The organism is Archaeoglobaceae archaeon, assembly GCA_038734275.1.
Taxonomy (GTDB): domain Archaea; phylum Halobacteriota; class Archaeoglobi; order Archaeoglobales; family Archaeoglobaceae; genus WYZ-LMO2.
Genome location: JAVYOO010000008.1, coordinates 48,458 through 69,734, shown reverse-complemented (window position 1 = coordinate 69,734; position 21,277 = coordinate 48,458). Strand labels below are relative to the sequence as shown.

The window sequence follows — 21,277 nt, the reverse complement described above, 5'->3', positions numbered from 1 at the left end:
CCATCACTTCAGCGGAACGAACTTACTGCTTCTCGTTGCACCAACTCCAGGACCGCTGTGTTTCTCAAACCTTCTTGTCTGGGCAAATTCTCCAAGCCTATGACCGATCATTTCTGGTTTTATCTCTACCCTCACGAAATCCTTGCCGTTGTGAACAAAAACTACTTTGCCCACCATTTCTGGAAGTATTACCATGTCTCTGCAGTGTGTTCTCGCAGTCCCCTTTTTTCTAAGTTTTCTGAGTAGTATCTCCTCCTGCTCTGTAAGACCTCTCTTCAGTTTTCTCCTCTCTCTTGAAGGAATTAGCTTCATGAATTCTTCAAGCGACATTTTCTGAATCTCTTCAAATGTATAACCACGATATGCGAACTCCTTGGTTCTTACAACTTTACTCTTAAGAGCCATGAAATCACCTCCTTATTCCCGTGCGACGGGCAGCTATACTTCCAACTTTTCTCCCTGGAGGGGCATTTCTGCTCACAGTCTTTGGCCTGCCTACATGCTGATGCTTTCCACCGCCAAATGGATGATAAACTGCACACATTGCAACTCCACGCACTCTTGGCCATTTTCCAGCTTTGCTCTTCATTTTGTGGAACTTCTTACCCGCCTTGACGAATGGCTTGTCAACTCTACCACTGCCCGCAACAACACCTATAGTGGCCCTGCACATTGGATGGAACCACTTAAGTTTGCCCGAAGGCATTTGAACAAGAACCTTGTCTTCCTCCCTTGATAGCACCAAAGCGAAAGTTCCACCTGCTCTTACAAACCTCCCCAAATCTCCAGGCTTTGCTTCAATGTTGCAAATCGGAGTTCCTTCAGGGATATTCTTAAGGTATGTCGAATTACCTGGTGAGATCTCCACGTTTGCTCCAAAGTAAATCCAGTCACCAGTTCCGATTCCCTCAACTGCAAGCACGTATTGCTCTTTACCATCCGGTAGCCTGACAAGTGCAATTGGGCCGTTTCTAACAGGATCGTGAACTATATCCACAACTTTAGCTGCAATGGTTTCGTCTTTGAACGGAATGTGCTTTATATCTGCCTTGTATTTGTGCGATGGGGCAGTGTAAGTTGGAGTTCCTTTTCCGCGATTTTGGGATATTATGCGTTTGCCCATACCCTCACCTCAGAACACGCCCAATTTTGAAAGTATTTCTTCTGCCGAATAATCTGGCTTTAGTTTTATGTAAGCCTTCTTCTCACCTTTTGGAGTGATTAGTGTGTTCACTCTTTCAACTTCAACTCCAAAAAGTTTTTCGATCTCCTTCTTAATATCCTTCTTTTTTGCCCTTAAATCTACAATTGCAGTTAGCACATTTTTTTCCAGCTCTGATGTTGTTTTTTCAGTAACAAGAAAATGCTTTATCAGCATAATCTCTCACCCAGAACTTTTATAGCGGATTTGGTCCAGACCACAAGTCTTCCGGGATGACAACCTGGAGCAAGCAATTCAACATTGAGATCCTTTGCCAACACAGCATCGACACCTGGCAGACTTTTTGCAGATTTCAATATCCCTTTATCTTCACCAACCACAATTAAAATGCTCTTTTTTGCCACATATCTTCTACCACGCATCTTCCCAAGCCCTGCTCTCTGTCTTTTCCTCTCTTTGGCTCTCTCCACGTCGCCATAAACCCCGATGGCCTTCAAAACTGCGACTACGTCTTTTGTTTTGCTTAAAGATTCAAACTCATCAACTACAATTTTTGGAAGTTTTCCTTCAAAGACATGATTTCTTGCACGAACGATTTCCTCAATAGCAGTAGCAGAAATCGCGGATCGAAGAGCTTTTCTCATTTCCTTCTTATTGATCTTCTCTCCCCACTTTTTCTGAACCTTGGGTGGATGAGCTTCTCTTCCACCTACAGCCTGTGGAACAACGACTGCTCTTAAACCGAGCTTCCATCTCGGAACTCTCGCATATCCATGCCCCGGACCCCAGTTCTCCCATGCATAATTAACGCCACTCAACGGATTTGGTCCGTAAGGTTGCCTGCGATGGGATTGAATTGAGAGCACTGCCTTCTTAATGATATCCGGTCTAAATTCCTCTTCGAAGAACTCAGGCAAGTCAATCTCTTCTACAATTTCTCCTTTTAGATTTAAAACGCTGGCCTTCATATCACTTCCCCTGCTTGGAACTCGTGCTTACATAAACCAGATTTACACCAGTAAACTCCGCTTTTGGTGGTCTGATTGCATCTCTTATTCTGACAAGTCTCTTTACAGTGCCCGGCACAGTTCCTGAAATTAGAACATAATTCCCTCTTACAACTCCATAATGTGGAAAACCACCTTTGGGAGTTATTTCTTCTCCATTATTTCCAATCTTTATAATTCTCTTGTTGAACTCAAGTCTCTGATGAAAACCCATCTGTCCATACTGTGGAACAGTCCACCTTATCCTGTGCGGAGTCCAAGGACCAAGCGTTCCGACTCTTCTGCCTTTACTGCTTCTTGCATGCTTCGCATTCATGGTTATAACTCCCCATCTCTTAACCACTCCTTCAAACCCCTTCCCCTTCGTTATCGCACTTACGTCCACGATACTGCCTTCTTTGAATACTTCAGAAACTGTCACTTCCTTACCCAGCTTGGATATTGCATACTCTAAGGCTTCCTCAAATTTTCCGCCAACTCTTTGCTCCATCAGATCTGGCACTTTTTTTGGCACGCCTGTGAGTAGGTAAGGTTGGGTGTAAGTTAAAACTCTAACTTCGTCTCCTTCAATTCCCCGCAAAGCATCGATTTCAGGAGATTTTTTGGGAATCTTTACTCTTCGATCCAAAAACGGATCAAGTCCATTTGCCCAGACTTCTTTTAGGATCTTTAAACCATACTGCGTCTCCTTGTAAACTCTAATTCCTGCAATTTTCATGGGAGGTGTCTCGATGACTGTAACGGGAATTATAATCTCTTCTCCATAAGTCAAAGAGTTCTTTCTGTCGTCAATCATTACTACGTGCGTCATTCCTGCCTTGTAGCCCGCAAATCCCTGTAGCCGAACTTCGTTGCATTCTGGCCAGCTTCTAATTCTTGGAATAATCCTCTTTGCCCTCTTTCTCGGAGAGAACGCTAAAGAACCACGCTTTGGTCTATGCTCTTTCATCTCGAATCACCCCAGTAGGAGAAGAAATTGACAATTGCAAGAGTGCTAAATATAGCTTCCTCTAATCGAACAGTCCTTACCCCCTGCATCGGGATCGTGTTCCATGCTTCGACTACCATATCTATACCCATCCTCCTCATTATTTCGAAGACACCTTCCTTCGGATTACCGAAGACAAAGGTGCCTTTTCTAATCTCTTCTGGTTTGGGAATTTTCCCTTTCCGAGAGGTTACGATCGCATCCTTCCTCTTCAGCACATCTTCAAGTTCTGCGGATCTTACCTTATACCCCCAGTATTCATCCGCTTCCGCCTTCTCGACGAGCAACGGGGACTTCGAAACAACCCTGACGGTGACGCGTGCGCCTTTTGGATCTTGAGATCTCAAAGGCGCAAGGGCCTCAACACCTATATCCACCCATCGCGTTCCGTCAGGAGCCACCCTTTTTACGACCCCTTCCCTCAACTCACCGATTTTTAAATGTTTCGACTTATGAGATGGAATCGCCAGTGGGGGTATTACCCCCACGAATCTGAGATTTTCACTTAACGGAACCAGCTCTTTTCTAAGATACTGTGGGGTTTCGAGATATTCCAGGATCTCTTTTATAAAAGCTGTCTCGTCAAGAATCGGATCCCTATAAATCAAAACTTCTTCCACTCTAAATATCGCAAGGGCTCTACCAATTATTCCGACCTTGTATGTCTTTATTTTTTCATCGGTCTCGTTTATAAGAGCAGAAGAAGGTATGGCTACTGAGAGCTTTTCCATACACTTGGGTAAACTCCGCGGTCCATCACGACTCTTTCAACATCCACTATAAAGCCCTTCTTTAATTCAACCATTTTTTCTGCAGACATTAAGGCTCTTCCAAGAGCTACAAGTTCTTCCTTTGCAGTGAAAATTGCAACTATATCTCCCTCTTTTATGTTCTTCTCTATATACGCCACACCCTTTATCGAAAGATTCGCCCCATGACAAATGGCATCAACTGCAGTGTCTTTGATCACTATTTTGGGTAAATCCGCAACTGCTAATTCCATGGGTTTTACAATCTCTCTTAAGTATTTCTCTTCACCATCTTCTCTCCAAAATATAAAAGCATCTAAAAGATCGTGGAGCGTGTAGCAATCCTCTTCTGTGAATTTGCCGGTCTTGGTTCGCCTTAGCTCCTGCATATGTGCACCAACACCAAGAACTTCACCCATATCCTTGCAAAGTTTCCTAATATAGGTTCCAGACTCTGTTGATACCTTAAAAAGGATATCTCGACCAGAAATCTCAAGGATTTCCATGCTGTAAATTTCTCTGATCCTCAATTGTTTTTTTACAGCAGATTTAAGAGGTGGTTTTTGGAAGATTTTTCCTGTAAAAAGCCTAAAAACTTCTCTTATTTTTTCTTCTTTTACTTCTCCATGAAGTCTCATCAAGCAGACGTATTCTTTTCCAGACTCCTGAAGGAATTTAACGAGTTTTGTAGCAGTCTCTATGAAGATTGGCAGCACACCAGTGACTCTTGGGTCCAAAGTCCCAGCGTGGCCAGTTTTATCCACTTGAAGAATTTTTCTAACCCATACTACAACTTCATGACTCGTAGGCCCCATTGGTTTATCTATACATACAAATCCTTTTTTTATGTGCTCCTCAATGCTTCGTCTTGAGGGATGACAGCCATATCTTTCATCCGGCTCAATTTCTTCAAGCACAAAGAATTTTTCAAGCTTCACAAAAAACCGATATCAGTCAGATTTAAAAGCTTGATGACTGGACTACACTTCCTCAAAAATATCTTTCAGAGAATGAGCTTTAAAAACAGGTCCATCTCTGCATACCCTAAATCCATTCTTAAGAACACAAGATCCACAAACACCAATGCCACAACGCATAAATCTTTCAAGAGAGAATTCTGCCTTATGCAGACAATTTTCTGATTTTAATAACTTGTAAACTTTTCTCATCATCTCCTCTTTTCCACAGCAGTAAATCCGATTGTATTCCTTAAAATCGACCTCCTTTAATAAATCCAAAACGGTTCCCTTAAATCCAAAACTGCCGTCTTCACTTGCAAAAATAGCATTTTTCAAATCATCTACCCATATAAGCTCTTCAGCATTTTTTGCACCATAGATAACGTCTACATTATAACCCATATTCAGGAGAAAGTCGTGAAGAAACTTCAGTGGGGCTATTCCAATCCCCCCTGCTATGAGCAAAGCATTATCCGAGATTGAAAATGGTTTTCCGAATGCCCCCCTTATCCCCACAAATCCAAAATTTCCTTCGACGATTGCTCTTGTTGTTTCTCCGACCGCCTTTACCGTGACAGAATTCGGAGAAGACAGACTGAGAGGAATTTCTTCATAGCCAAGAAGGTTAAGCATTACAAATTGCCCGGGATAAGAGTTAATCTTCTTGTTGAAGTAGATTGTGGCTATATTATCTGAATGCTTCACAACTTTAGTAACTTCAACCATGAACATGGTTGGAATTGCCTATATTTACTTAAAAATTTTTGGATGTAAGGCTCTGTTTGGGGATCACGCAAAAAATATATGCTTAATCACAAAAGTAGCGACATGGAAGATTCCACTGAGAACTCTATGCTCATCATGGCTTTCATAACTGTCGTCTTATTCGGATGTATCGTATTCCCTACTCTTGTAATTCTTTTTTTCTTCTCTGGCATATTTTGGGAGATCCCAGTATTTTTCACTGCAATATGCTTAATTTTATCTTTAATCATAAGTAAAAATATCGAGAAGCACAAAAAAGCCCAGAAAATTCGCAGTGGGGTTAAAAGCAAGAGAATATGGATGAGTCTTGCGGATTATGGAGCTTCATACGGAAGAATTGAAAAAAGGAGATCAAAGAAAAAGCCTTCTATCGTTCAAGAAGAGGATAGATGGAGCTATCTCAGGAGAATTTTAGAAAAATCAGATTCTGAAGTTAAAATTAAAAAACTTTAATTTTAAAATAAACCAAGATTTTGTATTAAAGACCTTTTTCTTCGGGAGACCCTTCAGGTATGATTTCTTCCTCAAAATCTTCGGCGTATTCTTCGCGGATCTGCTCAATTGCGTCTGGAAGGCTATAGAAGGCAATTGCTTGCAATGCAAGAGCAATTGGCAGTAAGAGTAGTCCGACAAAAACGATGAACAATACCGCACCAACAAGGTAAATCAGGGCTGAGTGCTTAAACATTGTAATACCAGAACTGTCAGCGATTTTATTAAAACTCATTCTGAGGAATACCGCCCCTATCAATAACAAGATCCAAAGAAAAACCACATTCAGCGTGAAAAGCTGAAATATGAAGAATAGCGTTGTAAAGATGAAGAATATCAGGTAATTTCTGAATATTTTTGGATAATTTGCTTCATTAGCTATTTCTCTAACTCCCATCAGCAAAAACACAAGTCCCAACACTGCAATCAAGCCAGTTCTCCCGATGCCCAGATATCCCAGATAAAGGTCAAAAAGCACCATGATGCTACCGACAAGACCGTAGCCTCTAACTGTGGATATTGCCATGTGTGAGATCAATATTTTCAAATTATTAAAACTTTTCGGTTAATAATAAAGAAACTAGAATTAGCTATTATAGATCAGATCGTTAAAAGCTTCAGAGACCAAATCCAGCCAGCCTTCGTTCTCGTTTCAAAAACAGAAATGGGTCCGCGGGGGTTTGAACCCCGGACCTTTCGCTTATCAGGCGAACGCTCTAACCAGGCTGAGCCACGGACCCTTCAAATCCACAGTATCAGTTTCTGGTAATCTTAAAAGATTGGTGTTTATTAGTTTTTCGTATTGATCCTTTAAGTTATTTTCGCAATGCTCAATATCTATACTTCAGTTGAACTACTCACAACTGGATTCCTGAGAATTCCGATTTTTTCAATCTCAACTTCTACCACATCACCAGCTCTCAGCGTTCCAACTCCGGCTGGGGTTCCAGTAGCTATAATGTCACCCGCTTCAAGGGTCATTATCGATGATATGAACTCCAAAAGGCTAAAAGCGTCGAAAATCATTTTTGAAGTGCTCGATCTCTGCTTAACCTCTCCATTTACTCTTGTTTCAATCTTCAGCTCTCTGGGATCGTCGAGTTCGACTATGTATGGCCCGAGCGGAGCGAAAGTGTCGAAGCTTTTAGCCCTTGTCCACTGTCCATCTTTAGCTTGCAGATCTCTAGCAGTTACATCGTTGAAACAGGTGTAGCCAAGAATGAAATCCCTTGCTTTTTCCCTTGCCACGTTTTTGCATCGCCTTGCAATCACGATTGCAAGCTCCCCTTCGTAATCAACCCTGTTTGATAGCCTTGGAATCAGGATTGGATCCCCATCACCGACTACTGCACTTGGAGGTTTCATAAAAATGATCGGTTCTTCTGGAATTGGCATCCCAAGCTCTTCTGCATGATCAACGTAATTCAGCCCAACCGCAATGATCTTGCTTGGAATAACCGGTGGCAGGAACTTTACGCAATCAATTGGAAACTCGACTGAATCAAAGATCACTCTCCCCTTCTTTAACTCAAAATTTCCCTGATAAATTTTCCCATTAACCAGAAATCTTCCGATCATTTCAGCTCACCAAGCTCTTTTTTAAAAATCCAACCTGTTCTTCATTTATATCGGCGAGAATAATTTTTTTAAGCTTAGTTCCACGATCAATATGCTTTTTAAGTTCTTCAACCATGATTTTTGCCACAAGATCTTTTGCAAGCCCTCCAACCCCGGTACCAAGTGCTGGAAATGCTATACTACTAACATTCAGCTCTTCAGCCTTTTTTAAGGCAGCGATCATCGCAAGACGGACTTTATTTTCATCTGTTTTAAAGTCAAGCTCCATGGTTGGAGAGTGGATCACGAATTTCGCTTTCAACCTTCCTGCAGAAGTTGCAATAGCAGTTCCAATCTTTATAGGACCTTGCTTTACCGCTTCTTCCTCGATTTCCTTGCCCCCTGCTCTTTTTATAGCCCCTGCAACACCTCCTCCCATGTAAAGATGCGTATTCGCGGCATTTACAATCGCATCAACTTCAAGTTTTGTGATATCTTCATGCAACGCCTCAATCTGAATACCCTTGTATACAACCATGCAGAAAGTAGTTTAGAAGCTAAAATACTTTTCTAACAGAAATGTAACCACCTTTTTGTTTTGCATAATCCAAAAACTTTGAAAGAAGGAAATTTTTATTCTTTATGGACTTTGAATTGCCTATTGCAATGAATTTTCCTCTTGCCCTTGTCAGAGCAACGTTGAAGATCTTCTTGTCCGAAGCAAAAAATAGATTTTGTGTTGCAGTGATCGAATATATTATCACTTCTTTTTCTCTTCCCTGATAGCTGTGCACAGTGGCGACTTCGCAGTTTACTCCAAAGTCGTTCAAAATCGACTTTATAAGCTCTTTCTGCTTTAAATATGGGGTTATTATCCCGATCTCTTCTTCGCCAATTACCTCCACAAGCTCGTCGCAAATTTGACAAGCTAACTCCGCCTCGAGCTCATTTATCTTTGATCTGCCCACCTTTTTCTCTTCTCCATCACAATCTATAAACAAAACAGGTCTCTCCGGATCGCCCAATTCAGGTATGCTTGTCTCAACTTTCGGAATTTTAACATCCAAACATCTTGAGTCAATCTCAAGGTTTCCGTAAATCTCTTTTGCAGAAAAAGCAATGATGTCTGCATTGCACCTGTAATGTCTTCTTAACCAAAGACTTTTTCCATATAGCTCGTAAAGGTAATTAAAAGCAGAAAATCTGACCGCATTTGGCACATTTATCTCATAAACTGGTGGAAGCTGATATGGATCACCAACGATTACAGCTTTCTTTGCTCTTTCAAGTGCCAACAAAGCCAAAGAAATGCAGGTATTGCTTGCCTCATCTATAAAAACTGTATCAAACTCGTAGTTTCGTATTATGCTCATTGCACCCTTTAAAATCGTCGATCCAACAGCTATTCTGCCAGTGTTCAGCATTTCCTCTTGGATTTTCGCTATCTCTCTATAGGCATTGTGGATCCTCGTAGCTAGTTCTTCGTAGTCGCCGAAAGTTATTCCCGAGAGAATTTTTGCCTCTACACTATGCCTTTTCACGTCTTCGGTTAACTTCGACGGATGTCCAATTCTCAGGGCCTTCTCAAGCTTTTCTAAAACGTTATCAACTGCTATGTTTGTGTTTGAAGTAATCCATACTCTCTCCTCTCTGGAAAGCTTTTTTGCAGATTCTACTATAAAGGTAGTCTTTCCCGTTCCAGGAGGGCCAATTACAAGAAGGATTTCCCCTTCTTCAAGAGAGCATGATGCAGAAAAGCACTCTTTCTGCCATTTATCAAGCCATTCTGGAGGAAGAACTTTCTTAGCACCACTCCAGTATTTAAAATCGAGAATTTCATCCATTCTGCTTACAATCTCCTTTCTTAGAGCTATACCGAGCAGGTTTTCGGCCTCAATTAGCCTTTCACCTTCCAGACTTTCAAACTCCTTTACCGCAAGAATATAACCCTTCTTCGTTCTTCTGACGTCTATTACCCACCCAAATGGGATGATTTCGTTTTCAAGCCATGCAACAACACTTCCTGTTGGTATCGACCCAGAAGAGAAGATAATTGCAATTTCGCCCTTCCTTGCAAGAACTTCAGCATCGTAAACTTCTTTTTCTTTAACCTTTTTCTCAACAACCTTTTCAATTTTATCCAGTAATTCCAATAAGTTCATACAAGGTTACTTAATCTTCTTGAAGCTATTTCATAAGCTTTTTTCATTTCCTCACCCGTTAGCCTTCTCGAAATTTCTGGATAATCGTATGCTTTAAAGGTTGGATGATACTGGAACATGAGGTTAAATCTAACGTCTTTGCCAAGATTTTCTGCAACCCATTCCACTACTCTTGCGGTGCAACATTCCACGTGATTTGGCATGACAAGATGCCTTATAAGGAGTTCACCATTGTCTTTTGCTCTTAAAAAGTTCCTTGTAACAACTTCCATGTATTTTGGAGCTTTTGAATACCTCAAAGCACAGTCATTATTGCCATATTTGAAATCTCCAAGCCAAACATCGACAAAATCCTCGATTATTTCTGCAAGTTCTTCGCTGTGAAACATGTTCGAATTCCAAACGACTGGAATGTTTGATTTAACCTGAAGAAGAATCTCAGCAATTGTGTGTGCATGCTGATCAGGATTTCCACCTACGAAGTTCACGTTTCTGCTTCCCTGTCTGTAGCGGATGTCGATGAGCATCGCAAGCTCTTTGAGATTGGCAGGCAAATCATCGCTGTAGACTATATCGTAGTTTTGACAGAAAACACACGCAAAGGTGCATCTATTGAAGAAAATCGTATGAGACGGTACAAGCTCTGGTTCTTCGCCAAGATGGAGAAATTCACTGCTGTAATAGCTCTTTGCAGAGCATTTGCAAAAGCCTTTTGATTCGTATCTGTTAACTCTGCACTTTCGCTCGCAAAAATTGCACTCTTTCAGCATATCCATAAGCAGATCTCTTTTTAGATGAAGCAAAGAGTATTTAGCTGGCTCTTCTTTCAAGATTTCGATACTGGATTCTGCAAAGATTTTTCTAAACTCCTTTTTCAGCTTAGAGTGAATTTTTAAGCTATCCTCAAATCTTTCACCCTTTTCAGCTGGGATTCTTTTCAATATTTGGAATTTTGCGACCGCTTCTCCGAGATTTATTGCACTGTACCTCTCAAGACCTCTAACCACACATTAATTCTGAAAGAGAATCTAATAAGCTTTTACCTCCCCATAATCAAAAGGCATATATTTCATTTGGCCAACGAAGTTTAGAGCCGGGGTTGCCGAGTGGCAAGGCGCACGCCTGGAGTTGCGCAACAGAAAGCGTGTGGGCATCGCCCGCGTGGGTTCAAATCCCACCCCCGGCGTATTCAAAAAAGGATTAAGGCTTTATTTTTTCCTTTTTGGAGTTTATCTTTCCAGGCCCATACTGGAAGAGGTTTTGCAATTAGAAGATTATGGATATGATACTCTTCATTTCTCATTGAGGAAAGAAATCGAAAGAAATATATTTGTCTTTGAAAAAGATGAACAAGATGAGATTAAAGTTATCATTTCGAATTCCATCCCCCTCACTAATAAATGTAAATTACTCCTATCATCTTGCATCTGCAATTTATAGAGCTATTGAAAGAGCAGAACCAAAGCTTTCCATGGAACTTCACTTGCCAAACGTTCCAAAGTTTTTCACCTTCAGCAAGCTCATGATTCCAAAGAAGAGGATCGAGGGGGACAAAATAATTGCAGAGTCTGAAGAAGTTCACCTATTCTTTTCCTCAATTCGCAACGAAATAGCACAAAAGCTGGTAGAAGGGCTTTTTATGAAGCCAGAGATCAAGCTTGGAAACTCTAAGCTTTTGTTATCTCAAGTAGAGATCCTTGAGGAGAAGAAAATCACCGATAAGGAGAAGTTTGTCACTCTAAGCCCGATAAACGTTTCAAAGGCGGAGAATGGAAAAGCAGTAGATCTTTATCCCACCCAGCGAGAGTTTTACGAAGTTTTAAAGCAGAACCTTATCAAGAAATACTTTCTGCTTCATGGGAAAGAGCCTGAAAGCAAAGAGGTTGAATTTAAGCCGATAAGCTTCAAGCCAAAGAGAATCAAGATCAAAGACACGTGGCATCGCTGTGTTGAAATGGTATTCGAAGCTAAAGGAAACCCAGAATTGCTCGAGATCGGCTACAAGGCAGGTTTTGGGGCGAAGAATTCGATGGGGTTTGGTATGGTGAAGGTTGTATGAGCTTGTTGGAATGGACTGGTCATCCTTTTGTAGATGCTGGGCTTGCTGCGGTATTATTGTTGGCGAATAAGAACGATCCAACTGATTTAACAGAAAAAGACGTAGAATCTGCAATAGATTTTGTTTCAAAACTATACGCAAGAGATGAATGGAACTCCAAGATAATCCATGGAATGATTTTTCCAAACAATGGAATTTTGATGGCAAATCCAGCCATGAAAAAACGAAGAACATCAGAAAATATTGCAAAGAATTTGAACGAGCTATTTTCAGAGATTAAAAATAGTTCAGGAGGATTTAATTGTGTCATCTGCGGTGAAAGGCCCGCATATGATAAAAAAGAGGTTTATCGGGCAGTTTTTCCATTGCTTGGTTCTGGCGATGTTACGAACTACTTCCATTCTGGAAATCCAAAGGGTGCAGACATTTGTGCCCATTGTTTATTTTTGGCTCAGTTTATGCCAATCGCGTGTTATCGACTTCCGAGGATTCTCTTGATTCATGCCTATCCCTACGACATAATGTTAGAGCTTAACAAAGATGCGATAAGAGATGTAAAATTGACTCAGCTTGCATCCAATGCCGAAAATTTCACAAAACCGGAAAACTATTTATTTCATAGAATAAAAGAGATAACGAGAAAAGTTGGGACGCATAAATACTGGGAAAGGGCTTCGATAAATCTTTATTATTTCGTTTGTAATAATCAGACACAGGTGCTTGACATAATCCATGTTCCTACCTCTGCAATGGTGTTTGCTGCTTATGCGGAACTTGTTGACAGTTTAGGATGGAACAAAATACTAATGGCGGGTTGGAGAAACAGAGATACAAGATTTGAAGAACTTGAGAGGAATTATCGCAACGAAGTCTATTCAAGACTTCTAAATGAGGAGAGCATTTTGGAATACTTCTTCGATCGCCAAAACAGAAATACTAACGCTAAATGGGAACTTTTGAATTTTTATTGTGTGGAGGTGTTGGGAATGGATGAGAAGTCTTTAGAATTTATTAAAAGTATTGGAGACAGAATTGTTGAAACCCTTCAAAAATTGCCAGAAAACAAATTAAGAGACAGAGTTAGGGAACTCGAGAGAGCAGAGAGGCGATACCAATTTGAGATGTTTTTTATTAGGCTTGAGAAGGATAGATTGGAGCTCGGTTTAGAAAAACCCTTACTAAGCTATGAGGAATTTGCAAGTATCCTTACGGCTTATGGTGAAGATCTGAACGTTTCTTGGAGAACCGCGAAGAATTTGTTGCTCTTTAGGATTTATGAGAGATTGCATGAGAAGCTTTTGAAAGTTGGAGAAGTCGAAGCCCAAGGAGAAGCTGAAATGATTTTTGCTGGAGGTGAGGAAACATGAGGTTTGTTGTCGGGTTGGTTTTGGTAGATGCTCCACATTCGGCTTTGAACATGTTCGGAATAGACCAGAGCGTTCCGGATAGAAACATAACGCGAGTGAAAAAGTTTCGACGTGGTAGAGATCAGTATCCATACGTATCTCCACAGGCTTGGCGCTACTGGTGGAGAGAAACTCTAAGAGAACGTTTTAATTGGGAACTTTCACCGCTCTTTAGAGAAGAGAAACAGGTTTTTACGTCTGCAAATCCTGTTAAATATCCGGACGATGATGTATTTGGATATATGAGGGCTTATAAAGTAGGAAACAAAAACGTAAGTGTTACAAGGGTTTCTCCACTGAAAACAACACCCTTAGTCTCTATACTCCCAGAAAGAAGCTCGGTTACAGTTGATGAGGGATTTGCATCAAGACACGAAGGTGATCCGGTGCCTTACTCTCAGGAATTCTACTCAACAATTTTAAAGGGAGCTTTTTCACTGGATTTGGATTCCGTAGGTAGATTCTCAATCTTGGACAAATCCGGGTTCAAAAACATACTCAAAGCTGAAGAAATTCCGGCTGGAAAGGGTGAAGAAGCCAAAAATATAAAGAGCGAGTTTGATGAAATGACTAATTTAGCAAAAAAGTTGGAGGTAACAATTTCTACCCAAGAGTGGATTATGCCGTCTGAGATTCGAAAAAAGAGAGCGGTTGATACAATAAAAGCTTTAAAATTCATTTTTGGCGGAGCAAAGCTTGCACAGTATCTCACTGACGTTTCACCCAAGTTTATTATTTTGGCTATGGTGGAAGGAGGAATAAATCCATTTATCTCTGGCATCTTCTATGAAGACAAGGGAGAGGTCAAATTCGATTCTAACGCTCTAAAGTCAAGAATCTTAGACTTGAAAGAAATATTTAATCCAAAGACCATCTACATCGGTAAAGACAATGGATTTATGCCAGAGTGGAACAATGACTTGGACAATCTTTGCAAAGATGACAAATTGAAAGAAGAGGAATTCGTAATTAAACTTGGAACCGTTGGAAGTGCTATTGAAGAGTTCACTAAAGAAATAGAACAATATTATGAACCTGTTAAGAGTTAAACTCCACAGCTGGACTGCGAGCTTCAGATATCCTACCTTCCAGTCAGGCTATCAACCAACTCTGCCCGCTCCACCCCCATCCACGATTCAAGGAATACTCTCTGCTGCAAAAGGGGACATAGTATCCTTCAGGGATTTAGAGTTCTTTGGTTATGTTTTCATAAGCAAAGGACTTGGGGTAGACTTGGAGAAAATCTACCCCCTCGGTAAACCAGAGACCGATGTTATCCAGAGAGAAGTTCTATTTGACAATGAACTATTTCTTTATCTACCCCAGTATTGGGAAATCTATTTTAAAAAGCCAAGATATCAGCTCTTGCTTGGAAGATCTTGCGATTTGGCAACGGTAGAAGAAATAAAAAAGACTTCATTAGAAAAGAAAAAGAATGTCCCACTCGGTGGAACAGTTGTGCCTATTGAGGCTGGAATTCCTGGAGTTGTTCATGCTCTGCCGGTTGAGTTCGATTACAACGTAGTCCCGAGAAAGGCAAAAATTGTGAAACCATTCATAGTTCTACCATTTCCCAGAACTTTAGGGCAAAAGAAAAGGCAGATTTTTGACAAAGAAATCTTCTACGATCCGGAATTAGAGGTTGGTGTATGGTTCCATGAAAACGTGCTTAGCAAAATTTAGACCAAATCAGTTTCTCGAATGTCACATTAACGAGTGTGTTAACGTTCTAAAAAGTCTAAGGGTTGCTTTTTCTGATGCTGTCAAAAACAACGATTTCTGGATACTGCTTTTTTATGCGGTCTTATTACACGATTTAGGAAAATGCGCGATGGGTTTTCAAAAAGCAGGCATAGGTAACAAAATATGGGATTTCAGACATGAAGTTCTCTCAGTCCCATTTACAGAGTTTTTAAATTTAAACTTGGAGCAGAAGAAACTCGTTGCGATCTCAATATTAACTCACCACAAATACCTCAACGAGGATGATAGGCTTATAATTCCAAAAAATGTGAAGTTTGCTTGGGAAAATTACTTGGCTAAAGTCGAAGAACTTTTGGAAAACTCAGATTATATTGAAGAAGTATTTTTACCAAAAATCCCCTACTGGGAAATAATCGCATTCGGGAAAGTTTTGGGAAAATTTAATCTACCTTCTAACTGGAAAGAAGCGATTAAAGAATACGAGTTTGAGAAGCTAATCAATTTTTATGAAGAGAGATTCGCCGAATATAAAAGGGAGCTCATTCTTCTTAAAGGTTTGCTAAATGCCTGCGATCATTTAGCTTCAGCTGGTGAAAGCTCCATAAGGTTTCTACCATCATTTAGAACCATTTTAGAGCAATTCATCCCAAATAAAAATCTAAGAACACTTCAAATCGAAGCTGGAAAAACCAATGGTAATTTAATGGTTAGAGCTCCAACTGGTTATGGTAAAACTGAACTCTCACTACTGTGGGCTGATTTTAATTCTAAGAAAGTTAACGATGAGATAGTCAGCAGAATATTCTATATTCTGCCATACAAAGCAAGCATAAACGCAATGTATGAGCGTTTTTTGAGCTATTTAAAAGAACCTGAGCTTGTCGGAATTCTTCACAGTACAACAAAGCATTATCTATACTCCTCCAATCTCGAATATCGCCGTCTTTCGAGTTTGTATCAAAAGATATTCACTCCAATCAAAGTTTCCACTCCATTCCAGATTATGAAGGCTTTTTTTGGTGTAGGGCACTTTGAGATGACACTAAGCGAGCTAATGGGTTCTGTTTTAATTTTTGATGAAATCCATGTTTACGAACCTAATGTTCTTGGAATAATCTTAGCTATGCTGGAAGTGCTGAAAGACTCAGACACAAGAGTTTTGATTATGTCTGCAACATTTCCAGATTTCATAAAAGAGTTGTTTGAGGAAACCTTAGAATTTAAAAAACTCGAAGTTTCGAAAGAAGAGGCGGATAGATTCACGAGACATAGAATTCGTATAGTTGATGGAACGATTTACGATAAAATCCAAGAATATGCCTCCAAATTCACCGATGAGTATTTAATCCCTGCTCTAATTTGTTGTAATAGCGTAGAAACCGCTATCAACATTTATCGAATTTTAAAGGAGTCTGGAAGAAAATGTCTACTCGTTCACGGCAGATTTACATATGGAGATAGGGAAAGAATTGAGAGAAATCTGAAAAACAATCTGAACAACTACGAATTCGTCGTTGCAACCCAAGTTGTAGAAGTGTCATTAGACATAAGCTTCAAAACAATCTTGACTGAACCAGCACCTTTAGATGCACTAATACAGCGATTTGGTAGAGTTAACAGACAAGGGTGGGTGCAAGGAAAAATATCTGATGTGAACGTTCTCACCAAAGGTTCGGATGTAGATGAGAAAATTTACTCCCCTTATAAAATTGTGGAAGAAACGATAAAAATTTTAGAAGAGTTCGATAGCGAACCGCTTCGAGAGTCGGTTATACCCGAACTCGTTACTCAAGCGTATTCTCCAGTAGCTAAAGAAATTCTGAGCAAAGTTAGGGAATATAAGAACATTGCCAAAAGTTTATTCGAAGAACTCAAACCCTTAGAAAGAGGTGAAACTGAAGAGAGGTTCTACGAGATGTTCGACTCTCTTGAAGTGATTCCGATGACTTTTGTTGATGAAGTGCTAAAATTAATTAAATTTGGAAAAGCGATCGAAATCTACGATTATCTTGTTCCAATCCAAAGAAGCAAATTCTTCGGTTTAAAAAGCAAGCTCGGCGAAGTTTTTAGCTACGACTCAGATAACAAACTCTTGTTTACCAACCTCAAATACAGCCCAGAGCTTGGACTACTCGAAGAATTGGGAGATTCGGAGATTGTTTTTTGAAAGACTGCAAATAGTAAATTTTCCAAAAATCAGTGTCAGAATTAGAGAGGCAATCGTTGAAAGAGATTAGTCCTTTAAAATTTTCTTTTCCATTCTGCCGCTTAGCATCTTTGAGTAAGTCCTTTGGTCTCCTCTATTTAAATGATGGAAAAGTTTATATGCATATATATACAAATATGCATCATGGCGAAAACGATTGCCCTCTCAGACGAAGTTTACGAGATGCTTTCGAAGGCGAAAATGAAGGGAGAATCTTTCAGCGATGCGATTAGAAGACTTCTGGAGAGGCAAAAGATAGGCGAAATTCCGAAAATTCTTGAAGAAGATGAGGCAAAAATGATAAAGGAGCTTATAAAAAGGCAAAAAGAGGCTGAGATGAAAAAATGTGGCTCTTTGACTCCTCCTTTTTAATAGATCTAATGAAGCACGACCCAAGTGCGATCAAAAAAGCACGAGAAATTGATGAAAAGCCATACATTAAAGCAATATCCGCAGTTACAGTCCACGAAGTTCTCAGAGGTCTCTTTTATCTTGGAAACCATGAAAAGATAAGACTTGGCGAATCCATGTTATCAAGATTTGAAATAATTCCCTACACACTGGAAATTGCGCGAAAGTCCGCAGAAATCGATGCGGAGCTCATGAAAATGGGAGAAGTTCTTCCCTTCAGCGACACTGTGATAGCTGCAACAGCGATTCTCTTCGACCTAACATTGGTGACAAGGGATGAGCATTTTAAGAGAGTTAAAGAGCTTAGGATCGAGGAATACTGAGCGAACTCCTCTGAATAGATAAAGAATAAGCCTTTTCTTCTCATTTAAAACTCCAAAGTAGCGAAAAGACCTTCTTGAGATTCCAATCATCGAATATGGCTCATAAACCATTTTTAATCGCCGTGCAAAACGCAAATAGCAGATCTTCGCTTCACAAAAAATCTCGAAACCAAAGTGATCAAAACTTCCTCAAAATCTCTTCCAACCTTTTTCCCCTTTCGATCGCTTTTAGCTTCTCTTCATAGCTACTATGATAGCTTATCCTATGCTTCACGTCTTCCCAGATTTTTCTCCACCAGTAAAAGTATTCAGAGATCTCAAGCTCGTCGCCAAAAAGAACGAGATAATTGCTAAAAATTGAAGCTTTGATCTTTATTGGTAACAACTCGAAAACTCTTACATCGTAAACCTGCCTGAATTTTCCTATTAGACTCTTCTGGATCTCAAGATTCTTATGTAGATCTCTCAGCCTTGTGATTACCGCAACATCGATGTCAGAGCCAATTCTGAACTCTCCAGTTACGTAAGAACCAAAGAGCACAGCTTCGTAATTCGATAGAGCATTAAGCTCTTTTCTAATCTCCTCGATGCTCGGTTTCGAGAACATGTTCAACCCTTCTTATAAACCCAATAAGGGTTTCCCTGACTTTATCAACCGATTCAAGCACAATTTTTTTATCCAATTTGTTATATCTATGAACCAACCAGTTTCTAAGCCCATTGCAAGTTTTTAGCTTTTCAGCCAGCTCTTTGTCAAGTATACCCAGCTCATGAAGAATTTCGATATTCGAATAATCGTCTTCAACACGTTTTCCAAGATCTTTCACAAGCATGGCACAGACGTCCATAGCGGATTCGATTGATGTTAGAAGGTTGTAAAAGGTTCCGCTAACCTCAATTGGCCTTTTGGGTTCTTCTGGAATCTCGTCAAGAGCTTCGAGTATATATTCGATTTTCTCTCTGTATCTCTCCTTTCTCATTGGATCAATTTTGTTCTACTTGGTTTTATATTTTTCTCTCGCATAAGAAAATTCTGAAAAATTTAAAATTCAATAGAATTTCTGCGATTTTTTGCTCTTAAAAATGCTCCAGAGATATGAGCAAAATCACCATTTTAGCGAGATTCCAGCGGATAAATTCTTTTAATAGACAGGCAAGGCAAAATAAAAGCTTTGCAGTCATAAAATTCTCTAATTAAAACAGTAATAGTGAGCAAAGCTAACGTAAAGCTTATATTAAAAATAATATCCAGCGAAAATGACTTATGAATGTGCAGAATTAACAAATTGGCTAAAAATTAGATAACTTCCTCGCAGTAACCCTTTTGAATCCCCAAAACTTCCTTTTTGAAGACTTCCGCACTTCTGAACCTATAGATCACAACCATGTCTTCATTTTCATCTATTATATCCTTTAGCCCCATTTTTATCTCTTCAAGCGTCGCTTGCGTCGCTTCACCCTCGAAAACAGAATTCTGAACCCAGTGTAGATACTTTCGCAGGAATTTCTTAACTCTATTGACTCTTTCAACGTTAACATCGTAGGCGATGATCAAATACATACTACCACCAGATCACAAAGGGCTTGTATTTTTCAACGCCAAAGAAATGCTTAATCAGCTTATAGCATTCGAGCCTGATCAAACGCTGGTATGAAACGTTTCTGTTAAGATCCTTATGCTTTATTGTCTTTTCAAGCCTTTCGTTGAAAGCCTTGACAAACTTTCTCTTTCCGTTTTCGTTCAGTAGAATTCCATTCATTTCTCGATCAAAATCATCTTTCTGGATTATTCTGTTGTTCACAAGGTTAAATATCAGACGATCAACGATTAAGGGCTTGAAGATCTCAGCAAGATCCAAAGCCAAGCTGAAGCGCCTCTCTGACGGCTCATGCAGGTAGCTTATCGCTGGATTCAGCTGTGTATGATAGAGCTCTGAGAGCACCGCTGAGTAAAGCAAAGAATTTCCAAAGCTGATCATCGCATTTACCTCATTCTCTGGCGGTTGTCTGCTCCGCTTTTCAAACTTTAGCTCCTTGAGAATGCTATCGAATTTTTCGTAGTAAGCGTTCCTCGCGGTTGCTTCAATTCCCATTATCTCCGCAATGCTTTTTGCATCGTAAAGGCTTTGTAGGGTTGAAATTATGTCGGTATCGTCTTCTCCGCTCTTCTTCGCTACCTTTGCCATGTTTAAAATGCTTCCCTCAACAAAAGCCTTTGCCAAGTATAGTCTTTTTTCTTTTTCAAGATGGTGCTCAGCTTGCCTTAAAACAACTTCGCCTGAGATCAGAGACTCGCGGGGATAAAAGCTACCTTCATAGAAGCCGTAGCGGTTGAAGAAGTGAATGCAAACGCCTTCTTTTGCTAAATACGATATCGCTTTGGAAGTTATGCTGAGAGAGCCTAAGGCGTAGATTGCATAGATCGTGTTTATCGGGATTGGCTTCTTTCCTTCTTCATTTTCAAAGTAGATCGTGTTCTCATCCCTCATCAGCTTTCCGTCGGAGATTATGTAGTAGTTCTTCCTCATAAGTTCACCCGCAGAAACAGAATTCGAAGTAAGCACATTTTCTGCAATAAGACTTGTATTCTGGCTTTGGCATCTCTCCAGCAAGTATCTCAGCTATTCTTTCCAGAACTTCTTCGATTTCTCCTTCTTCTTCAAGTCTTACTTCGACAACCTTTTTCTTTTTCGGATAACTTATTCTCCCCTTAGCTTTGATTCCAAACTTTGAGAGGTAGTAAAGGTAATAGAGAACCTGATAATAGTCCGCCTTCTCGATAGAATCTGATTTTTTGACTTCAACAATTTCAATCTCATCGCCTCGCCTTAAAACATCGATAGAAATTGGTCCAATGCTAACATCTTTCTCTTCTCTGCCGAAAAATTGCCTCTGCAAAAGCGAACCAAGCTTCACGAGGTCGCTTTCCTGTTCCATCGAAACGTTCTTGCTGAAAAGCCATAGTTTTGTTTTGCAAACAAAGTAGTAGTTAACCTGCGTGCCACGAACATACATTTCGTCGAGCATAAATTAAATTGTTTTATTAAGATAAAAGACTTTCTTTGATTACATGCTTTAACTCTAAGGCTTCAATTCCCTATTAGTTCTCGTTGTTTTGACCTTTATACCTTCCTTGATTTTAAGGTGAAATGCAGAAGAGAGTCACAAGCTCAACCGTATCCCTGAGCAAATCGCCCAAAACTCAACAAAAAACTTTTAAAAGCCTTAAATCAAAATCAAAGCCCAAATAGCAAGTCGCATGCGATAAAATTTTCCTTTATTATTGCAAAGACTTATTTTTTATACTTCCTCCTTTTGCCAATCTGA

At 39.9% G+C, this 21,277-nt stretch carries 26 protein-coding genes and 2 tRNA genes; 9 read left to right on the top strand and 19 right to left on the bottom strand.

From position 1 onward, the window contains the following. Positions 1–3: 3 nt before the first annotated feature. From rpsS to QXI54_08160, 8 genes are read right to left on the bottom strand one after another with little or no spacing between them, the layout of a single operon-like run. Positions 4–405, bottom strand: a complete 402-nt coding sequence (gene rpsS, locus QXI54_08195; GenBank protein MEM0303130.1) for a 30S ribosomal protein S19 — start codon at positions 403–405, stop codon at positions 4–6. Positions 406–409: 4 nt separating this feature from the next. Beyond that, complete coding sequence (locus QXI54_08190) at positions 410–1,123, bottom strand: 50S ribosomal protein L2 (GenBank protein MEM0303129.1); 714 nt, start codon at positions 1,121–1,123, stop codon at positions 410–412. A gap of 9 nt (positions 1,124–1,132) precedes the next feature. Next, positions 1,133–1,378 carry a 50S ribosomal protein L23 gene (locus QXI54_08185; protein ID MEM0303128.1) on the bottom strand — a complete coding sequence of 82 codons (246 nt, stop codon included), beginning with the start codon at positions 1,376–1,378 and terminating at the stop codon, positions 1,133–1,135. Then, positions 1,372–2,130: a 50S ribosomal protein L4 gene (gene rpl4p / locus QXI54_08180; GenBank protein ID MEM0303127.1), complete on the bottom strand. Its 759-nt coding sequence runs from the start codon at positions 2,128–2,130 to the stop codon at positions 1,372–1,374. Before rpl4p ends, QXI54_08185 begins: the two co-directional genes overlap by 7 nt. Position 2,131: 1 nt before the next feature. After that, on the bottom strand, positions 2,132–3,118 hold the full coding sequence (locus QXI54_08175; protein MEM0303126.1) for a 50S ribosomal protein L3: 987 nt from the start codon (positions 3,116–3,118) through the stop codon (positions 2,132–2,134). Next, positions 3,115–3,888: a putative RNA uridine N3 methyltransferase gene (locus QXI54_08170; GenBank protein ID MEM0303125.1), complete on the bottom strand. Its 774-nt coding sequence runs from the start codon at positions 3,886–3,888 to the stop codon at positions 3,115–3,117. The genes QXI54_08175 and QXI54_08170 overlap by 4 nt, the downstream gene beginning before the upstream one ends. After that, positions 3,870–4,844: an RNA-guided pseudouridylation complex pseudouridine synthase subunit Cbf5 gene (locus tag QXI54_08165; protein ID MEM0303124.1), complete on the bottom strand. Its 975-nt coding sequence runs from the start codon at positions 4,842–4,844 to the stop codon at positions 3,870–3,872. The genes QXI54_08170 and QXI54_08165 overlap by 19 nt, the downstream gene beginning before the upstream one ends. Before the next feature lie 42 nt (positions 4,845–4,886). Further along, entirely contained in the window at positions 4,887–5,597 is a 711-nt protein-coding gene (locus tag QXI54_08160) for a dihydroorotate dehydrogenase electron transfer subunit (protein ID MEM0303123.1), read from the bottom strand. Between the two features lie 96 nt (positions 5,598–5,693). Between QXI54_08160 and QXI54_08155 the strand changes: the two genes are divergently transcribed. Next, entirely contained in the window at positions 5,694–6,083 is a 390-nt protein-coding gene (locus QXI54_08155; GenBank protein ID MEM0303122.1) for a hypothetical protein, read from the top strand. Positions 6,084–6,108: 25 nt separating this feature from the next. Here the strand turns inward: QXI54_08155 and QXI54_08150 are convergent, their stop codons facing one another. The 6 genes from QXI54_08150 to QXI54_08125 all read right to left on the bottom strand — a co-directional run bounded on the left by QXI54_08150 (position 6,109) and on the right by QXI54_08125 (position 10,848). Beyond that, positions 6,109–6,648 carry a DUF996 domain-containing protein gene (locus QXI54_08150; protein MEM0303121.1) on the bottom strand — a complete coding sequence of 180 codons (540 nt, stop codon included), beginning with the start codon at positions 6,646–6,648 and terminating at the stop codon, positions 6,109–6,111. A 139-nt stretch (positions 6,649–6,787) separates the two neighbouring features. Further along, positions 6,788–6,862 (bottom strand) — tRNA-Ile (locus tag QXI54_08145). A gap of 97 nt (positions 6,863–6,959) precedes the next feature. Then, complete coding sequence (locus QXI54_08140; protein ID MEM0303120.1) at positions 6,960–7,700, bottom strand: fumarylacetoacetate hydrolase family protein; 741 nt, start codon at positions 7,698–7,700, stop codon at positions 6,960–6,962. A gap of 1 nt (position 7,701) precedes the next feature. Beyond that, positions 7,702–8,217, bottom strand: a complete 516-nt coding sequence (locus tag QXI54_08135) for a macro domain-containing protein (GenBank protein ID MEM0303119.1) — start codon at positions 8,215–8,217, stop codon at positions 7,702–7,704. Positions 8,218–8,236: 19 nt separating this feature from the next. Continuing rightward, positions 8,237–9,841: an AAA domain-containing protein gene (locus QXI54_08130; GenBank protein MEM0303118.1), complete on the bottom strand. Its 1,605-nt coding sequence runs from the start codon at positions 9,839–9,841 to the stop codon at positions 8,237–8,239. After that, complete coding sequence (locus tag QXI54_08125) at positions 9,838–10,848, bottom strand: radical SAM protein (GenBank protein ID MEM0303117.1); 1,011 nt, start codon at positions 10,846–10,848, stop codon at positions 9,838–9,840. The genes QXI54_08130 and QXI54_08125 overlap by 4 nt, the downstream gene beginning before the upstream one ends. 85 nt (positions 10,849–10,933) lie before the next feature. Between QXI54_08125 and QXI54_08120 the strand changes: the two genes are divergently transcribed. The 8 genes from QXI54_08120 to QXI54_08085 all read left to right on the top strand — a co-directional run bounded on the left by QXI54_08120 (position 10,934) and on the right by QXI54_08085 (position 17,950). After that, positions 10,934–11,027 (top strand) — tRNA-Ser (locus tag QXI54_08120). A gap of 168 nt (positions 11,028–11,195) precedes the next feature. Further along, the gene (gene cas6 / locus QXI54_08115) at positions 11,196–11,900 is read left to right on the top strand and encodes a CRISPR-associated endoribonuclease Cas6 (protein MEM0303116.1); all 705 of its coding nucleotides are present in this window, start codon (positions 11,196–11,198) and stop codon (positions 11,898–11,900) included. Continuing rightward, the gene (gene cas8a1 / locus QXI54_08110; protein MEM0303115.1) at positions 11,897–13,267 is read left to right on the top strand and encodes a type I-B CRISPR-associated protein Cas8b1/Cst1; all 1,371 of its coding nucleotides are present in this window, start codon (positions 11,897–11,899) and stop codon (positions 13,265–13,267) included. The genes cas6 and cas8a1 overlap by 4 nt, the downstream gene beginning before the upstream one ends. Then, complete coding sequence (gene cas7i / locus QXI54_08105; GenBank protein ID MEM0303114.1) at positions 13,264–14,355, top strand: type I-B CRISPR-associated protein Cas7/Cst2/DevR; 1,092 nt, start codon at positions 13,264–13,266, stop codon at positions 14,353–14,355. Before cas8a1 ends, cas7i begins: the two co-directional genes overlap by 4 nt. After that, the gene (cas5b, locus tag QXI54_08100) at positions 14,336–14,989 is read left to right on the top strand and encodes a type I-B CRISPR-associated protein Cas5b (protein MEM0303113.1); all 654 of its coding nucleotides are present in this window, start codon (positions 14,336–14,338) and stop codon (positions 14,987–14,989) included. The genes cas7i and cas5b overlap by 20 nt, the downstream gene beginning before the upstream one ends. Beyond that, a complete protein-coding gene (cas3, locus tag QXI54_08095; protein MEM0303112.1) occupies positions 14,964–17,177 on the top strand; it encodes a CRISPR-associated helicase Cas3' in 2,214 nt (737 codons plus the stop codon). The genes cas5b and cas3 overlap by 26 nt, the downstream gene beginning before the upstream one ends. A gap of 183 nt (positions 17,178–17,360) precedes the next feature. Further along, a complete protein-coding gene (locus tag QXI54_08090; protein MEM0303111.1) occupies positions 17,361–17,588 on the top strand; it encodes an antitoxin VapB family protein in 228 nt (75 codons plus the stop codon). Next, entirely contained in the window at positions 17,561–17,950 is a 390-nt protein-coding gene (locus QXI54_08085) for a PIN domain-containing protein (protein ID MEM0303110.1), read from the top strand. The genes QXI54_08090 and QXI54_08085 overlap by 28 nt, the downstream gene beginning before the upstream one ends. A gap of 178 nt (positions 17,951–18,128) precedes the next feature. On the opposite strand, the gene QXI54_08080 is transcribed toward QXI54_08085, so the two are convergent. The 5 genes from QXI54_08080 to cas4 form a co-directional block, all read right to left on the bottom strand. Further along, positions 18,129–18,557 carry a nucleotidyltransferase domain-containing protein gene (locus QXI54_08080; GenBank protein MEM0303109.1) on the bottom strand — a complete coding sequence of 143 codons (429 nt, stop codon included), beginning with the start codon at positions 18,555–18,557 and terminating at the stop codon, positions 18,129–18,131. Beyond that, on the bottom strand, positions 18,526–18,930 hold the full coding sequence (locus QXI54_08075; GenBank protein ID MEM0303108.1) for a DUF86 domain-containing protein: 405 nt from the start codon (positions 18,928–18,930) through the stop codon (positions 18,526–18,528). The genes QXI54_08080 and QXI54_08075 overlap by 32 nt, the downstream gene beginning before the upstream one ends. Before the next feature lie 317 nt (positions 18,931–19,247). Then, positions 19,248–19,511, bottom strand: coding sequence for a CRISPR-associated endonuclease Cas2 (gene cas2, locus QXI54_08070; GenBank protein MEM0303107.1), 264 nt, complete (start codon positions 19,509–19,511; stop codon positions 19,248–19,250). A 1-nt stretch (position 19,512) separates the two neighbouring features. Next, positions 19,513–20,478 (bottom strand): type I-B CRISPR-associated endonuclease Cas1b, encoded by a 966-nt coding sequence (cas1b, locus tag QXI54_08065; protein ID MEM0303106.1) that lies wholly within the window; start codon positions 20,476–20,478, stop codon positions 19,513–19,515. Between the two features lie 4 nt (positions 20,479–20,482). Then, positions 20,483–20,977, bottom strand: coding sequence for a CRISPR-associated protein Cas4 (cas4, locus tag QXI54_08060; GenBank protein ID MEM0303105.1), 495 nt, complete (start codon positions 20,975–20,977; stop codon positions 20,483–20,485). Between the last annotated feature and the right edge of the window lie 300 nt (positions 20,978–21,277).

Coding starts and splice junctions, on each gene's coding strand:
- rpl4p (MEM0303127.1), bottom strand. CDS start 2,130: ATGAAGGCCAGCGTTTTAAATCTAAAAGGAGAAATTGTAGAAGAGATT.
- cas3 (MEM0303112.1), top strand. CDS start 14,964: ATGAAAACGTGCTTAGCAAAATTTAGACCAAATCAGTTTCTCGAATGT.
- cas2 (MEM0303107.1), bottom strand. CDS start 19,511: ATGTATTTGATCATCGCCTACGATGTTAACGTTGAAAGAGTCAATAGA.
- cas6 (MEM0303116.1), top strand. CDS start 11,196: ATGAGATTAAAGTTATCATTTCGAATTCCATCCCCCTCACTAATAAAT.
- QXI54_08155 (MEM0303122.1), top strand. CDS start 5,694: ATGGAAGATTCCACTGAGAACTCTATGCTCATCATGGCTTTCATAACT.
- QXI54_08090 (MEM0303111.1), top strand. CDS start 17,361: ATGGCGAAAACGATTGCCCTCTCAGACGAAGTTTACGAGATGCTTTCG.
- QXI54_08190 (MEM0303129.1), bottom strand. CDS start 1,123: ATGGGCAAACGCATAATATCCCAAAATCGCGGAAAAGGAACTCCAACT.
- QXI54_08140 (MEM0303120.1), bottom strand. CDS start 7,700: ATGATCGGAAGATTTCTGGTTAATGGGAAAATTTATCAGGGAAATTTT.
- QXI54_08185 (MEM0303128.1), bottom strand. CDS start 1,378: ATGCTGATAAAGCATTTTCTTGTTACTGAAAAAACAACATCAGAGCTG.
- cas5b (MEM0303113.1), top strand. CDS start 14,336: ATGAACCTGTTAAGAGTTAAACTCCACAGCTGGACTGCGAGCTTCAGA.
- QXI54_08135 (MEM0303119.1), bottom strand. CDS start 8,217: ATGGTTGTATACAAGGGTATTCAGATTGAGGCGTTGCATGAAGATATC.
- QXI54_08160 (MEM0303123.1), bottom strand. CDS start 5,597: ATGTTCATGGTTGAAGTTACTAAAGTTGTGAAGCATTCAGATAATATA.
- QXI54_08075 (MEM0303108.1), bottom strand. CDS start 18,930: ATGAGAAAGGAGAGATACAGAGAGAAAATCGAATATATACTCGAAGCT.
- QXI54_08085 (MEM0303110.1), top strand. CDS start 17,561: ATGTGGCTCTTTGACTCCTCCTTTTTAATAGATCTAATGAAGCACGAC.
- QXI54_08130 (MEM0303118.1), bottom strand. CDS start 9,841: ATGAACTTATTGGAATTACTGGATAAAATTGAAAAGGTTGTTGAGAAA.
- cas8a1 (MEM0303115.1), top strand. CDS start 11,897: ATGAGCTTGTTGGAATGGACTGGTCATCCTTTTGTAGATGCTGGGCTT.
- cas1b (MEM0303106.1), bottom strand. CDS start 20,478: ATGAGGAAGAACTACTACATAATCTCCGACGGAAAGCTGATGAGGGAT.
- cas4 (MEM0303105.1), bottom strand. CDS start 20,977: ATGCTCGACGAAATGTATGTTCGTGGCACGCAGGTTAACTACTACTTT.
- QXI54_08150 (MEM0303121.1), bottom strand. CDS start 6,648: ATGGCAATATCCACAGTTAGAGGCTACGGTCTTGTCGGTAGCATCATG.
- QXI54_08175 (MEM0303126.1), bottom strand. CDS start 3,118: ATGAAAGAGCATAGACCAAAGCGTGGTTCTTTAGCGTTCTCTCCGAGA.
- rpsS (MEM0303130.1), bottom strand. CDS start 405: ATGGCTCTTAAGAGTAAAGTTGTAAGAACCAAGGAGTTCGCATATCGT.
- cas7i (MEM0303114.1), top strand. CDS start 13,264: ATGAGGTTTGTTGTCGGGTTGGTTTTGGTAGATGCTCCACATTCGGCT.
- QXI54_08170 (MEM0303125.1), bottom strand. CDS start 3,888: ATGGAAAAGCTCTCAGTAGCCATACCTTCTTCTGCTCTTATAAACGAG.
- QXI54_08080 (MEM0303109.1), bottom strand. CDS start 18,557: ATGTTCTCGAAACCGAGCATCGAGGAGATTAGAAAAGAGCTTAATGCT.